The organism is Actinosynnema sp. NPDC037264, assembly GCF_055603705.1.
In genome coordinates this window covers 24,202-38,963 of record NZ_JBVJVK010000031.1, presented here as the reverse complement: position 1 = coordinate 38,963, position 14,762 = coordinate 24,202, and the positions used below count along the sequence as shown (strand labels likewise).

Annotated in this window: 11 protein-coding genes; 6 read left to right on the top strand and 5 right to left on the bottom strand. The window is 73.1% G+C overall.

Features of this window, described 5'->3' with window-relative positions:
- Positions 1–8 precede the first annotated feature (8 nt).
- From ACZ7GX_RS28290 to ACZ7GX_RS28270, 5 genes are all read left to right on the top strand, one after another.
- The gene (locus tag ACZ7GX_RS28290; protein WP_498780967.1) at positions 9–380 is read left to right on the top strand and encodes an SH3 domain-containing protein; all 372 of its coding nucleotides are present in this window, start codon (positions 9–11) and stop codon (positions 378–380) included.
- 117 nt (positions 381–497) lie between these two features.
- Complete coding sequence (locus ACZ7GX_RS28285) at positions 498–1,043, top strand: PadR family transcriptional regulator (RefSeq protein ID WP_498780965.1); 546 nt, start codon at positions 498–500, stop codon at positions 1,041–1,043.
- The gene (locus tag ACZ7GX_RS28280) at positions 1,040–3,055 is read left to right on the top strand and encodes an FAD-dependent oxidoreductase (protein WP_498780963.1); all 2,016 of its coding nucleotides are present in this window, start codon (positions 1,040–1,042) and stop codon (positions 3,053–3,055) included. Before ACZ7GX_RS28285 ends, ACZ7GX_RS28280 begins: the two co-directional genes overlap by 4 nt.
- 13 nt (positions 3,056–3,068) lie before the next feature.
- Positions 3,069–3,455 carry a nuclear transport factor 2 family protein gene (locus ACZ7GX_RS28275; protein WP_498780962.1) on the top strand — a complete coding sequence of 129 codons (387 nt, stop codon included), beginning with the start codon at positions 3,069–3,071 and terminating at the stop codon, positions 3,453–3,455.
- A 32-nt stretch (positions 3,456–3,487) separates the two neighbouring features.
- Positions 3,488–4,090, top strand: a complete 603-nt coding sequence (locus ACZ7GX_RS28270) for an HD domain-containing protein (protein WP_498780960.1) — start codon at positions 3,488–3,490, stop codon at positions 4,088–4,090.
- A gap of 22 nt (positions 4,091–4,112) precedes the next feature.
- Here ACZ7GX_RS28270 and ACZ7GX_RS28265 read toward each other — a convergent pair whose 3' ends face one another.
- The 3 genes from ACZ7GX_RS28265 to ACZ7GX_RS28255 form a co-directional block, all read right to left on the bottom strand.
- The gene (locus tag ACZ7GX_RS28265; protein WP_498780958.1) at positions 4,113–7,325 is read right to left on the bottom strand and encodes a S8 family serine peptidase; all 3,213 of its coding nucleotides are present in this window, start codon (positions 7,323–7,325) and stop codon (positions 4,113–4,115) included.
- Between the two features lie 99 nt (positions 7,326–7,424).
- The gene (locus ACZ7GX_RS28260; protein WP_498780957.1) at positions 7,425–8,807 is read right to left on the bottom strand and encodes an alpha/beta hydrolase family protein; all 1,383 of its coding nucleotides are present in this window, start codon (positions 8,805–8,807) and stop codon (positions 7,425–7,427) included.
- Between the two features lie 146 nt (positions 8,808–8,953).
- Positions 8,954–9,832: a fructosamine kinase family protein gene (locus ACZ7GX_RS28255; protein ID WP_498780955.1), complete on the bottom strand. Its 879-nt coding sequence runs from the start codon at positions 9,830–9,832 to the stop codon at positions 8,954–8,956.
- Positions 9,833–9,928: 96 nt separating this feature from the next.
- Between ACZ7GX_RS28255 and ACZ7GX_RS28250 the strand changes: the two genes are divergently transcribed.
- Positions 9,929–11,062: a hypothetical protein gene (locus ACZ7GX_RS28250; RefSeq protein ID WP_498780954.1), complete on the top strand. Its 1,134-nt coding sequence runs from the start codon at positions 9,929–9,931 to the stop codon at positions 11,060–11,062.
- On the opposite strand, the gene ACZ7GX_RS28245 is transcribed toward ACZ7GX_RS28250, so the two are convergent.
- Positions 11,063–11,761 carry a response regulator gene (locus tag ACZ7GX_RS28245; RefSeq protein WP_498780952.1) on the bottom strand — a complete coding sequence of 233 codons (699 nt, stop codon included), beginning with the start codon at positions 11,759–11,761 and terminating at the stop codon, positions 11,063–11,065.
- Complete coding sequence (locus tag ACZ7GX_RS28240) at positions 11,758–14,736, bottom strand: DUF4118 domain-containing protein (protein WP_498780951.1); 2,979 nt, start codon at positions 14,734–14,736, stop codon at positions 11,758–11,760. The genes ACZ7GX_RS28245 and ACZ7GX_RS28240 overlap by 4 nt, the downstream gene beginning before the upstream one ends.
- Positions 14,737–14,762: the final 26 nt, after the last annotated feature.

The following is a 14,762-nucleotide window of genomic DNA, read 5'->3' as shown; positions in this document are numbered from 1 at the left end:
CGGTAGTGATGAACAAGGCAAAGTCCGTGATCGCCGTCGGCGTGACGCTGTTCGGCTGGTTGACCTTCGGCGGCGTCGCCGGCGCGGCGCAGGACCCGGGGTCCGACCGGCAGGCCCCGCGGCCCGCCGCCACCTGCAGCACCGGCTGGGTGGAGGTCGACACCGACAGGCTCAACGTCCGGAGCGGCCCCGGCACCAACTACGGCGTCATCGACACGGTGTACCGGGGCGATCTGCTGGCCTGCGGGTGGCTGGAGGCAGGCGGGCGGTACAGCGCGTGCGGCGTCACCAACGCCAACGGCTGGATCGCGGTCGACCTGGAGAACGACGGCGCGATCGACGGCTTCGTGGCGAGCACCTGCGTCGTGGACGCCTTCTAGCCGGGCGACGACCTGATCCCGGCAGCCCGGCGCCGTCCACGCGCCGGGCTGCCGGGCTTTCGCGCTACCTATGCAACTTGTTGCACTGCACCCCGTTGCACGGCTACGGTCACCGCCATGGCGTTGGAGCACGCGATCCTCGTGTCGCTGGACGAGCGCTCGGGCTCGGGCTACGAGTTGGCCCAGCGGTTCGAGAAGTCCATCGGCTTCTTCTGGGCCGCCACCCACCAGCAGATCTACCGCACGCTCAAGCGCATGGTGGAGCTGGGCTGGGTGTCGTGCCACGAGGTCGCCCAGGACGGCCGCCCGGACAAGAAGGTGTACGAGGTCGCCGAGGCGGGCCGCGAGGAGCTCGCCCGCTGGCTGGCCTCACCCGGCGAGCCCGAGACGATCCGGCACGACCTCTCGGTCAAGATCCGCGGCGCGTCGCTGGGCGATGCGAAGGCGTTGACCGGCGAGGTCGCCCGGCACCGCGACCTGCACGCCGAACGCCTCGACGTCTACCTCGCCATCGAGAAGAAGGACTTCCCGGACCCGTCGGCCCTGTCCGGTCGGCGGCTGCACCAGTACCTGGTCCTGCGCGGCGGCATCCGGGCCGAGCAGGCGCTGGTCGAGTGGTGCGACGAGGTGCTGGCCGCGATGCGAGAGGACGACCGGCGATGACCGCCTACCCCACCCTGCTCAAGCCCCTGGACCTGGGCTTCACGACCCTGCGCAACCGGGTCGTCATGGGCTCCATGCACACCGGCAACGAGGACCGGGCCAAGGACTTCGACGCGCTGGCCGCCTACTTCGCCGAACGGGCGCGCGGCGGCGTCGGCCTCATCGTCACCGGCGGCTTCTCGCCCAACCGGACGGGCTCGCTGTACCCCTTCGCCTCCAAGCTCACCACGCACCGCGAGGCGCGCGACCACCGCGTGATCACGCAGGCCGTGCACGAGCACGACGGCAAGATCGCCCTCCAGCTGCTGCACGCCGGCCGGTACGCCTACCACCCGTTCAGCGTGTCCGCGTCCGCGCTCAAGGCCCCGATCGCCAAGTTCCGCCCGCGCGCGCTGTCCGACCGGGGCGTGCGCGCGCAGATCGACGCGTTCGCCCGGGCCACCGCGCTGGCCCGCGAGGCCGGCTACGACGGCATCGAGATCATGGGCTCCGAGGGCTACTTCATCAACCAGTTCCTCGCGCCGCGCACGAACAAGCGCGCCGACCGCTGGGGCGGCAGCGCCGAGAACCGGCGACGCCTCGCGGTCGAGGTCGTGCGCCGCTGCCGCGACGCCGCGGGGCCGGACTTCGTCATCGTCTACCGGCTGTCGATGATCGACCTCGTCGAGGACGGGCAGACCTGGGACGAGGTCGTCGCGCTCGGCCAGGAGGTCGAGGCGGCCGGCGCGACGATCATCAACACCGGGATCGGCTGGCACGAGGCGCGGGTGCCGACGATCGTCACGTCCGTGCCGCGCGCGGCGTTCACGAACGTCACCGCCAAGCTGCGCCCGCACGTCGGCATCCCGGTGGTCACCTCGAACCGGATCAACATGCCGGAGGTCGCCGAGGAGGTGCTGGCGCGCGGTGACGCGGACCTGGTGTCGATGGCGCGCCCGTTCCTGGCCGACCCGGACTGGGTGCGCAAGGCCGAGACCGGCCGCGCCGACGAGATCAACACGTGCGTCGCGTGCAACCAGGCGTGCCTGGACCACACGTTCTCGTTGAAGAAGGCGACCTGCATGGTCAACCCGCGCGCGGGCAACGAGACCACGCTCCGGCTGCTGCCGACCCGCCGCGCCAAGCGGGTCGCGGTGGTGGGCGCGGGTCCGGCGGGGCTCGCGACGGCGACCGCCCTGGCCGAACGCGGCCACGAGGTGGAGCTGTTCGAGGCCGACGACGACATCGGCGGCCAGTTCGCCATCGCCTGCCGCATCCCGGGCAAGGAGGAGTTCGCCGAGACGATCCGCTACTACCGGCGGCGGATCGAGCTGACCGGCGTGAAGCTGCACCTCGGCGCCAGGGCCACCGCCGACGACGTGGCCGGCTTCGACGAGGTCGTGGTCGCCACCGGCGTCGCGCCGCGCGTGCCCGCCATCCCCGGTGTGGAGCGCGCCCTGTCCTACGTGGACGTCGTCCGCCACGGCTCGCCGGTCGGCGACCGGGTCGCGGTGATCGGCGCGGGCGGGATCGGGGTGGACGTGGCGGAGTTCCTGACCCACGCCTCCTCCCCCGCCCTCGACGTGGACGAGTGGCGCGCCGAGTGGGGCGTCACGGACCCCGAGCTGGTGCGCGGCGGCATCACCGCGCCGAAGCCCGCCGAGCCCGCCCGGCAGGTGTACCTCTTGCAGCGCAAGGCGTCCCGGATCGGCAAGGGCCTCGGCAAGACCACGGGCTGGGTGCACCGGGCGGCGCTGGCGGCCAAGGGCGTCGAGCAGCTGACCGGGGTGAACTACGAGCGGATCGACGACGACGGCCTGCACATCACGTTCGGGCCCAAGCGCGAACGGCCGCAAGTGCTGGACGTCGACACGGTGGTGGTGTGCGCGGGCCAGGAACCCGTGCGCGACCTCGTGGACGCGCTCACCGGCCGCGGTGTCGTCACGCACGTCATCGGCGGCGCGGACGTCGCCGCCGAGCTCGACGCCAAGCGCGCCATCGACCAGGGCACGCGACTCGCGGCCACGATCTGACCAGGAGGCACGGATGAACGCGGCACTGCGGTTCAAGGCGGCCGTCGAGGCGGGCGACGTCCTCGGCGCCACGGAGTTCTTCAGCGACGACATCACGTTCCACAGCCCGGTGAAGTTCCACCCGTTCGAGGGAATCGACTCCGTGCGCGCCCTGTTCGGCGTGCTCCAGCGGACCTTCGAGGACTTCCGGTACGTCGGCCAGTACGACGGGCCGGACGGCCACGTCCTGCGCTTCCGCACCGTGGTGGGCGGCAGGCAGGTCGACGGCATCGACCTGATCGAGCTGGACGAGGACGGCCGGATCGGCACGTTCACCGTGATGATCCGGCCCCAGTCGGCGCTGACCGCGGTCGGCGAGGCGGTCCTGGCGGGTCTGGTCGCCGACGGCGTCGTGCCGTAGCCGAGCGGCCGACCACCCCTAGGCTGCACGACGTGGACTTCATCTTCACCCGACCGGACTCGAAGGCCGCGGCCGCGGCGCTCGAGGTCTGCCACGAGTACGCCGAGCCGTGGCTGCTCAACCACTCGTTGCGCGCCTACTCGCTGGCCACCGCCCACGCGGCCGACGTGGACATTCCCCACGACGGCGAGCTGCTGTACGTCGCCGCGCTGCTGCACGACCTCGCGCTCACCCCGCCGTTCGACAGCCACACGCTGCCGTTCGAGGAGGCGAGCGGGCACGTGGCGTGGGTGTTCGCGGCCGGCGCCGGGTGGGGACGGGTGCGGCGCGACCGGTTGACCGAGGTCATCGTGCGGCACATGCGCGAGGACGTGCCGGCCGACGAGGACCCGGAGAGCCACCTGTTGCAGGTCGCGGTCGGCGCCGACGTGTCGGGGCGCGGGCTGGACCGGTTCGCCGAGCGGGTCAAGGACGACGTCGTGACCCGCTACCCGCGGCTGGGGTTCGCCGACGCGTTCCTGGTCAGGGCAGAGGACCAGGCCGAGCGCAAACCGCGCTGCGCCGCCGCCGAGCTGATGCGCGACGGCTGGGCGCAGCGGGTGACGGGCAACCCGTTGGACGCGCCCGGCCGGTGACCGGGCGCGTCCGGGGAGTCGATCACCTCAGGCCGTAGGCCCGGATGATCGTCTGGTCGACCGCGTTGCCCGCGGCGTCACGCGCCTGGGCCTTGAGCGAGACGAACTTCGCGCCGGCCGGGTGCACGACCGCCGCGAGCCAGCGCTCGCCGACCCTGAGCAGCGGCGCGGGCCGCCACGTCGTGCCGTCGTCGTAGGACACCTGCACGGCGGGCTTCGCCACGCCCTGCGCCCCGGTGACCCCGTTGCGCTGCACGTACACCGGGATCGCGAACGGCCGTCCGGCCGCCGCCCGGTTCTCCGCGTCCAGCGACGGCGCGAACCGCACCGCGAGCAGCGGCAACGCCGCCGGGTCCGGCCCGGCCACGTGCTCCGAGGTGAACGACCAGTCCGCCACCACCCTGGTGGACAGCTCGGCCACACCGGACCGCTCCGCTTCGGTGTGCAACCGGTAGACGCCCTTGCCCGACGGCACGACGCCCGCCACGTACCCGTCGTAGGGCGACTCGGCGAGCAGCGCGCCGTCGCGGTGCAGCGTCGTCTTCGCCGCCGAGACCTCCGAGAACCCGAGGTGGTTCGGGTCCTGGTCGGTGAACATCGGCAGCGAGACCACGACCTCGTCGCCGAGCCGCCCGGCCCACTCGTGCACGGCGGTCGAGGCCGGGAACGCCGGCCCGAACACGGCCGCGTTCCACTTCTCGGTCACCGTGCGACCCGCGGTGAACCGGCGCGGCAGGGAGGTCGACTGCGAGCTCTGCGGCGGGAACGCCTGGGGCTCCGGCATCTGCAGGAAGCTGCCGTACCAGTCGACGCCAGGCGAGTAGTACTCGGTGAGCTCCAGCGGCAGCGGTCCGCCCGCCATCTGGTCGCGGAACCCGGTCGTGCCGGGTCCGGACGAGGAGACCGACGACTTGACCTTCACCAGGTCGCGGCGCTGGAACGACCGGTCGAGCCGCTCGGGCACCGCGCCGTCGTGCCGCCACGCGACGTTGTACTGGTACGGGCTGCCGAGGTACGTGCCGTCGGCGTCCGGCTTCGCCAGCCGTCCCGCGACCTCGAAGCTCGCCGCACCGGGCGCGGACGTCTTCGACGGCACGAACAGCACGGCGCCCGGCGGGAACCCGATGAAGCCGGTGCCCGTGTCGCCCCAGGACGCCCGGCGGCTGAAGAACACCTCGGTGTAGCCGACCTCCGCCTCCTTCTCGTCCACCGACAACGCGATCGGCTTGCCCGCCCGGGCGTCGAACACGAACTCGGCGGGTCCGGTGACGGTGGCGCTGGGCTCCAGCACCTGGGTGAGCTGCTGCGTCTGCCTGGTCTGGATGAACGCGTCGGCGTAGTAGGTGCCCTTGGGCACGCGGGCGACGACCGTGCCGGACGGGTCGTGGTCCAGGTACGCCTTGCGGTGGTTCACGTCCACGAACCGGAAGAAGTAGTCCGGCGTCGGCGCGCCGGTGTGGTCGAGGAACGTCATCTTCACGTCGTAGCTCTCGACCTCCTTGGTCACGCCGATCGGCGTGCGCAGCGGCGTCGCGCCGCCGGTGGCCACCACGGCGCCGCCGTACCGGCCGTCCGGCGACTCCAGCGAGGTGTGGACCGTGACGACGACGGCCGCCTCACCGCCCGCCGGGACGGTGAGCGACGAGGGCGAGAACGTGACCATGCCCGCGGGCGCCGGGTTGCCGGCCGGGTCGCGCAGGTCGGCGGTCGGCGTCAGCGTCACCGGGGTGGCGCCGGAGTTGCGGTAGGAGATCTTGCGCTCGATCGGCTGGTCGTCGGCGTGCGGCCACTGGGCCACGCCCATGCTCAGCGACGCGGGTTCGGCCGCCAGCGACTGCGTGACGGCCGCGGCCACGTCCACCCGGCCCGCACCCTGCTCGTACACGGTCAGGTCGGCGTTGGGCTTCGCGCTCGCCATGAGCGCGCCCTTGATCCGCGCGGCCGGCCAGTCCGGGTGCTGCGCGGCCAGGATCGCCGCCGCGCCCGCGACGTGCGGCGCGCTCATCGACGTGCCGGACAGCGCAACGTGCGCGTCGCCGACTGGGGTGCCGATGCGGCCGTTCTTCGCCTTGGCCGCGACGATGTCCACGCCCGGCGCGGTGATGTCCGGCTTGATCGCGTCGTCGTCCCAGCGCGGGCCGCGCGAGGAGAACTCCGCGAGCGCGTCGGACCGGTCGACCGCGCCGACGGTGAGCGCCAGGTCGGCCGCGGCCGGGCTGCCGATCGTCTGGTCGGACGGACCGCTGTTGCCCGCCGAGACCACGAACAGCGCGCCGCCGTCGGTGGTGAGCCGGTTGACGGCCTGCGACATGGGGTCGGTGCCGTCGGTGCGCATGGAGCTGCCCAGGCTCATGTTGACCACGTCGGCGCCCGCCGCCACGGCCCACTCCATGCCCGCGATGATGTCCGACTCGTAGCCGCCGCCGTTGTCGTCGAGCACCTTGCCGTTGAGCACCGCGCTGTCCGGCGCCACGCCCTGGTAGCGGCCGGCGCCGGTGATGGTGGCGGCGACGTGCGTGCCGTGGCCGACGCGGTCGTCGGTGTCGGGGCTGTCGCTGAAGTTGCGCGACTCGACGACGGCGCCCGCGAGGTCCGGGTGCGCCGGGTCGACGCCGGTGTCCAGGACCGCGACCTTCGCGCCGGCGCCGGTGTGCCCGGCCTGCCACGCCTGCGGCGCGCCGATCTGCGGGACGCTGCGGTCGAGCGTGGCGCGGACCGGGCCGTCCAGCCACACCTTCGCCACGCCCGCGGCCCGCGCGCCCGCCCAGAACGCGGCGTCCTTCGGCGCCTTGACCGCGTACCCGCCGATGCTGGGCAGCGGCTCACCGGCCACGGCCGGGCCGGTCGAGGTCACGATCAGCGGCGTGACGCGGGTCGAGCGGTCTTCGTAGCCGGCCCGGATCAGGCCGGTGACGTCGAACAGCCGCTCGTCCAGCACGCCCGACCGCACGTCGCCCAGCACGTCGGTCGGCAGCACGTGCAGGTCGCCGTGCTCGTCCAGTCGCTGCACGAACCGCACCTCGGCGCGGCCACGACCGGGCCGCACCTGAGCGCGGTTCCCGCGGACCGTGACGACGTCACCGGTCACCAGTGTGACCGTGCCGTCCGGTTGCGCGCCGACCGGCGGCGCGGTGGTCGGCTCCGGTGGTTCGGCCGCGGCCGGGGCGCTCGCGGCGAGCATCACGACCGCCGCTAACAGCCCCGATGCGACTGGTCCCCTGGTTCTGCGGGACATGTGCCCTCCCCCTCAGCGTGGCGGTGCCTCACCGACCGCCACTGCCCTCGGTTACTAGGACACCTCGGAGAGCCACCGCGTTGCTTCGGGAAAGCGCATTCAGGGCGCGATACCCACTTGGCCGAGCCGCGCCCACAGCCATTCCTGCCGGGCGGTCATCGCCGGCCACCGGGTGCCGCCGGGACGCGGGTACACGTGCGCCGAGTAGGGCGCGGGGTGGTAGGCGGGGTCGAAGAAGCAGCCCGTGCCGTACTCCGCGTCCGCGGCGGGGCAGTCGGCGGCGATCGACGCGGGCGTGGGCTTGCGGCCGGTGCTCTGCCACGTCACGAGCGCCCGCAGCGCACTGGCGTACTCCGAGTCGCTGAGCGCGCTGTGCTCGGATTCCGTGGTGAACGCCTGCACGAGGTGCTCCGCGGTCCCCGCGCCGACCCGGCTCGCCAGGTAGGCCGACTCGTGCTCGACGAACGCCGTGGGGTCGCCGATCCCGTGCACGGTGATCACCGGGATCGACACCGCGCCGGTCGGATCGCTGTCGTAGGACAGGTCGCGCGCGGCCGACGGCGTGGCGCTGAACCGCTCGACGCCCGCGTTCAACGCCTCGTCGTCGTGCGATCCGGTGTACCGCACTCCCCTGTTCGCGAACGGGTTCTGCCCGCCGAGCCGATTGTGCACGATGTCGCGGAACGTGAAGGTGGCGAAGGTGAGGTGCGACGCGAGCGCGCTCTCCGGGACCTTGGTCACGGCGAGGATGTCGTCCAGGTTGCGTTGTTGCAGCGCGCTGCGCTCGGCGGGCGGCGACTGGTAGCCCGTGCACTCCTGGAGCCGCGCGCGCAGGCCGGCGGTGGTCATGGTCGAGTCGGCGCGCAGCCCCATCCACAACGGGTACTGCGGCTCGTCGGGCCGCGGGTGGTTGCCGCAGTAGTACTGGTAGACCACGCGCAGGTCGACGCGGTAGTCGTAGCCGCGCGAGCCGCCCGCGAGCACGCCGCTGGTGAGCAGGGCGGCGTCGTACGAGTCGTAGGCCTCGATGGCCTTCGCGGCCACGTTCCCGCCCCACGACTGGCCGTGCAGGATCGTCCGGTGCGGCTCGCCGAACCGTCGCACGAACGACTTCCGCGCGTTCTCGGTGTCCTCGGCGCCCATCCGGGTGCCGTAGCCACCGCGCCGGTAGGACGAGCCCGCCAGCGCGTAGCCCTCGCGCACCATCACCGCCCACCGGTCGAGGTCCTCGGTCGCGCGGTCCGCCGTGGGCGCGGCGAGGTCGGGGCCGCCGTGCGAGTGCACGACCAGCGAACCGTTCCATTCGGCCGGGATCGCGAACGCGTGGAACGCGCCGGTGGCGTCCTGCCCGCCGTAGCAGGTCGCGTCCGCCGGGAGCCGGGCGGGACACGGGACCTGTCCGGTGTCGGCGGTCGCGGGCGCGGCGGCGAGCACCGCGGTCAGCGTGACGGCGAGCGACGCGCTCAAGCCGAAGCGGTTCACGGACGACCTCCTCCGAGGAGCGGCGGCGCTGCGTCGCGCCACGGCGCACATCGTGTGCGCGTCACCGCGGGTGGGCCACTTCCGGTCGGAAAACTTGGGGTTGCCCTGACACTTCCCCGGCAAACGCCGCGCCGGTCGGTCCGCAATCACTCGATCGAGCGCACTTCCGGCGAGCCGGTGGGCACGCGGCGGAACGGTCGCAGCACCTCGCGGAGGTAGTCGAGGGAACCCCAGCGGTCGCCCTCGTGCGCCAACGTGCTCAGCACCTCCCGGAGGAACACCACGGGCATCCGGTCGCGCCAGTCGCGGTCCAGCGGCCGGACCTCGTGGTAGGCGTCGAAGAACCGGGCGGGCGAGTCGGCGCCGCAGAACATCATGCTCAGGTCCACGTCCGGCCACGTCCACGACACCGCCGGGTCGATGAACACCGGCTCGCCCGCCGCGGTGGACACCACGTTGTTGTGCCACAGGTCGCCGTGGGTCAACGCGGGCGGCGCGGCGGGCACGATCTCCGGCAGGCGCGCGCACAGCCGTTCGACCGCGTCCCGGTCGTCCGCGGTCAGCACGGCGTCGACCTTCGGCTCGTCCAGGTAGCGCAGGAGCCGGTGCTCGGCGAAGAACGCGTGCCCGTCGTCGTGCCGGCCGTTGCGCTGCGGCAGCAGGCCCAGCCACCCGTCGTGGTCCCAGCCGAACCAGGGGCCGCGCACGTCGTGCAGCGCGGCGATCGCGCGTCCGGCGCTCTCCCAGAACGCGTCCGTCTCCAGCGGCCGCGGGGTCAGCGCCTCCAGCAGCAGCCAGTCCTCGCCGACGCCGAGAACCTCCGGCGTGCGCAGGCCGTGCCGCCGCAGCACCGCCAGCCCGTCGGCCTCGACCTGGAACAACGACGGCGGCGCGTCCTCGGACGTCTTGAGCACGACCTCGCGGTCCGGGCCGCGGACGTGCCACACCGTGTTGACCACGCCGCCGGTCAGTCGGACGACCTCGGCGTTCTCGCTCAACCGGGCCAGGACTTCCTGCGCGGTCAACGGTCCCCCCTGATTCCGCTGTCCGGCCGACGCCGGCGATCTCGCACCGAGACTACCGTCGGATCGATTCAGCGGACATCTCGCACTGGAGCGACCATGCCCAAGTTACGCACGCCCGCGGCCGTCCTCGCGCTGGCCGTGGCCCTGCCGCTGGTGACCGCGCCCGCCGCGCGGGCGGCCGCCCTCGTCACCGAACTGCCCGGGCTCCCGGGCTACCCCACGCACCGGACGGTCGCGGTCAACGACCTCGGCCAGGTCGTCGGCTTCACTACCGGCAACGGCGCGCCGCACACCGTGCACTGGTCACCCGGCGGCGGGGCCACCGACCTCGGTCTCGGCATACCGTCCGGGCTGAACCAGGGCGGCCAGGTGCTGATCCAGGAGTCCGTCGTCGCCACCGGCCCGTACATCCAACGGCCGCGGATCTGGCACGCGGGCAAGGTCGCCGACATCACGCCGGGCTCCGGCTGGGTGATCGCGTCGGCGATCAACAACCGCGGCTCGGTGCCGATGACGCTCCCCAGCTCGTCCTCGGGCTACCACCAGGAACGCGCGGTCCTGTGGCAGGACGGCAAGCACACGTCCTTGCCGTTGACCGGGCCGCACCTGTGGCTGAGCGCCATCAACGACGCCGGGGTGGTGGCGGGCAACAAGCTGCCCATGTTCGACGGCGACGCCCACGCGTTCCGGTGCGTGGACACCACGACGTGCGAACCGCTGGCCAAGGTGCCCGGCTCCGGCACGTACTGGGTCGAGGCGATCAACGAGGCCGGGGTGATCGTCGGCAACCAGGACACCCAGGCGCTGCGCTGGGAGGGTTCCGGCGTCACGGTGCTGTCCACCGATGGCGGGGTGGCCGACAACCGGCAGGCGCTCAACGAGCGCGGTGACGTCGTCGGCTGGACCAGGGATTTCAACGGCGACCGCAAGGCGGTGCTGTGGCCCGCCGGCGGCAAGCCGGTCGACCTGGGCGTGCCCAGCCCGTCCGAGGCGGTCGCGATCAACGAACGCGGTGACGTGGTCGGCTGGACGTCTGCGGACAACCCCGACGCGCCGCGCGCGTTCCTGTGGCGCAACGGGAAGGTGGTCTACCTGGGTTCGCTGGGCGGCGCGCACAGCCTGCCGGTCGCGCTGAACGACCGGGGCACGATCGTCGGCGAGAGCACCACCGCCGACGGCACGCTCAAGGCCGTGAAGTGGAACGTAGTCACCACCACGCCCCAGCGCTGATCACGGCTGGAAGCGGTAGCCCCGCCCCGGTTCGGTGATCAGGTGCCGCGGGTGGGCGGGGTCCGGTTCGAGCTTGCGGCGCAGCTGGACCAGGTAGACGCGCAGGTAGTGGGTGGCCGACGTGTAGGCCGGCCCCCACACCTCCGTGAGCAGCCGTTGCGGGCCGAGCACCTCGCCGCCCGCCCGCACCAGGGCCTCCAGCAGGCCCCACTCGGTGGGCGTCAGGTGCACCTCGGCGCCGTCGCGGTGGATCTTCTTCGCGGTCAGGTCGACGGTGAACGACGCCGTGCGCACCGGCGGCTCTTCGATCGCGGCCCGGCGCCCGCGCGACCGGCGCACGGCCGCGCGCAGCCGGGCCAGGAACTCGTCCACGCCGAACGGCTTGGTCACGTAGTCGTCGGCGCCCGCGTCCAGCGCGCGGACCTTGTCGGTCGAGTCGAGCCGGGCGGACAGCACGACGATCGGCGCGGTCGTGACCCGGCGCAGGCGGGTGATCACGTCGACGCCGTCCAGGTCCGGCAGGCCGAGGTCCAGCACGACCACGTCGGGCCCCTCCTCGGCCGCCTGCGCCTCCTCTACCGCGCGTAACGCCGACGTGCCGTCCGACGCGGTGAGCACCCGGTAGTCGTGGGCGTTCAGGGTGATCCGCAGCGCGCGCACGATCTCCGGGTCGTCGTCCACCACCAGGACCGCGGTCATGCCGTGGTCACCGCGGCGATCGGCAGCGAGATGACGATCGTCAGGCCGCCGCCGGGCGTGTCCTCGGCCGTGATGGCGCCGCCCATGGCGTCCACGAACCCCTTCGCCACGCTCAGCCCGAGGCCGATGCCCGGGGTGGCGTCCCGGTCGCCGAGGCGTTGGAACGGCGCGAACACGGCGCTCGCGGTGTTCTTCGGCAGCCCCTGCCCGTGGTCGACGACCCGCAGCTCCACCCGGTCGCGGTAGGCGCTGGCGCGCACCGCGACCTCCGGCTCGTCGGCCTTGATCCGGCCGTCGCCGTCCACGTCGACCAGGCGGCGCGGGCTGAGCCTGCCGTGCCGCAGGGCGTTGTCGATCACGTTGGCCACCACGCGTTCGAGCAGGCCGAGGTCGGCGAGCACGGGCGGCAGGTGCTCGGCCACGTCCACGGACACCGTGCGGCGTTCGTCGATGCCGGCCAGAGCGCGCGCCACCACCTCGTCGTACGTCACCGCACGCAGTTGCGGCACGACCGCCCCGGTGGCCAGCCGTGACGAGTCGAGCAGGTTGTCGATCAGGCCGGTCAGCCGGTCCGCGGACACCTCGACGGTCTCCAGCAGCTCGGCGGTGTCCTCATCGGACAGTCTCAGGTCGACGTCGCGCAGGCTGCCGATCGCGGCCTTGATGGACGTCAGCGGCGTGCGCAGGTCGTGGCCGACGGCGGACAGCAACGCGGTGCGCAGCTCCGTGGTCTCCGCGCGGCGCTGGGCCTCGGCCGTCTCGGCGGCCATCCGCTGCTGCCGCAACGCCATCAACGCCTGACCGGCCGCCGCCTCCAGCGCCCGCTGGTCCGCCGCGGGCAGCGCCCGCCCGCGCAGTGCCAGGTGCACGTCCGCCGTCACGGGCACGTCCACGTCCGCCTCGTCCGGCTCGGCGCACGGCCGCGGCCCGACGCACGCCACCCGTTCCCACTCCCCGTCGCGCCGCTCCAGCAACGCCACCGAGTCCAGCGCGAAGTTCTCCCGCACCTTCTCCAGCAGCCGGGCCAGCGGGAACGGGCTGGTCAGCACCGTGCGGGCGTAGGAGGCGAGCAGCGCGGCCTCGGTGCGGGCCCGCGCGCCCTGCTCGGCCAGCCGCGCCGCCCGGTCCACCACCAGCGCGACCAGCAGCGCCACCACCAGCATCGCGACCAGCGTGACGAGGTTGGCGGCCGTCGCGACGGCCAGGGTGTAGTAGGGCGGGGTGAAGAAGAAGTTCAGCAGCCCGGCGCCGAAGAACGCCGCAGCCAGCGCCGGACCGTGGCCGCCGACCAACGCGACCACGACCGTGGCCAGGAAGAACCCGACCAGGTTGGTGGAGAACGTCAGGTTCTCGCCCAGCAGCAGCCCGATCCCGGTCACGACGGCGGGCAGCAGGCCGGCCAGCGCCCAGCCGAGCAGCCTGCGGTACCCCGGGTGCGCGGCGGCGGCCCGCCGACGGCGCGGGCCGCGGCGGGCCTCGTCGTGGGTGACCATGTGCACGTCGATCGGCCCGGACTCCTGGATGGTCGCCGCGCCGATGCCCTCGTCGAACACCCTGGCCAGCCGCGACCGGCGGGACGTGCCGAGCACGAGCTGGGTGGCGTTCACGCCGCGGGCGAAGTCGAGCAGCGCGGTCGGCACGTCGTCGCCGACCACGGTGTGGAACGTCGCGCCGACGTCCTCGGTCACCCGCCGGAACCCCGCCACCAGCTGCGGCGACACGCCCTCCAACCCGTCACCGCGCAGGATGTGCACGACCATCAGCTCCGCGCCCGCGCGGGCCGCGATGCGCCGGGCGCGGCGGATCAGCGTCTCGCTCTCCGGGCCTCCGCTGATCGCGACCACGACCCGCTCCCTGGTCTCCCAGGTGTCGGTGATGCTCTGCTCGGAGCGGTAGCGCTGCAACGCCACGTCGACCTGGTCGGCCACCCACAGCAGCGCCAGTTCGCGCAACGCGGTGAGGTTGCCGACCCGGAAGTAGTTGCCCAGCGCCGCGTCGATCTTGTGGGCGGCGTAGACGTTGCCGTGCGCGAGGCGACGGCGCAGCGCCTCGGGCGTGAGGTCGACCAGCTCGACCTGCTCGGCGCGCCGCACGACCTCGTCGGGCACGGTCTCGCGCTGCCGCACGCCGGTGATGCGCTCGACCACGTCGTTGAGGGATTCCAGGTGCTGCACGTTGACCGTGGACAGCACGTCGATGCCGGCTTCGAGCAGCTCCTCGACGTCCTGCCACCGCTTGGCGTTGCGCGAACCGGGCGCGTTGGTGTGCGCGAGCTCGTCGACCACCGCGACCTCGGGCCGTCGCGCCAGGAGACCGTCCACGTCCAGCTCTGTGTTCGATGGCCGCTGCTCCGCAGACGGCGGCTCGGTCGCCTGGAAGTCGGTCGTTCGCGCCTGATTTTCCGGCGATCGAAAAGCGTGATCGCCGGAAAATGAGTCGCGAGCGACCGACGCGACCTCGCGGGGTGGGTCACCACGGTGGTCGAGCTGCCGGCGTGCAAGGCCACCGGGGTGGTCGAGGTGGGAGCGAGCACGGTCACCGGGGTGGTTGAGCTGCGGGCCTGCCGGGTCGCCGGCGTGGTCGAGGTGGGAGCGTGCCGGGGCGGCGGGGTGGTCGGGCGGCCGGCGATCACGGTCACTGGGGTGGTCGAGTCGCGGGCCTGCCGGGTCACCCTGGTGGTCGAGCGGCCGGCGAGCCGGGTTACCGGGGTGGTCGAGGTCGGAGCGAGCTGGGTCGCCGGGGTGGTCGAGTTGTCGGTGTGCCGGGGCGCCGAGGTGGTGGCGGGGCAGTTGTTCGAGGCCGTCGAGCAGGGCCGCGGTGTTCTCGCGGCCGTGCGTCTCGACCAGGCCGACCACGACGTCCGTGCCCCTGGCCCGGCGGCGGTGCGCCTCGCCGAGCATGGCGAACGTCTTGCCGACACCGGGCGCCGCGCCGAGGTAGATCCTCAGCTCGCCGCGCTTGCGCTTGCCGTCCACGGACCCAGTGTGCGCGCGCCCGTTTC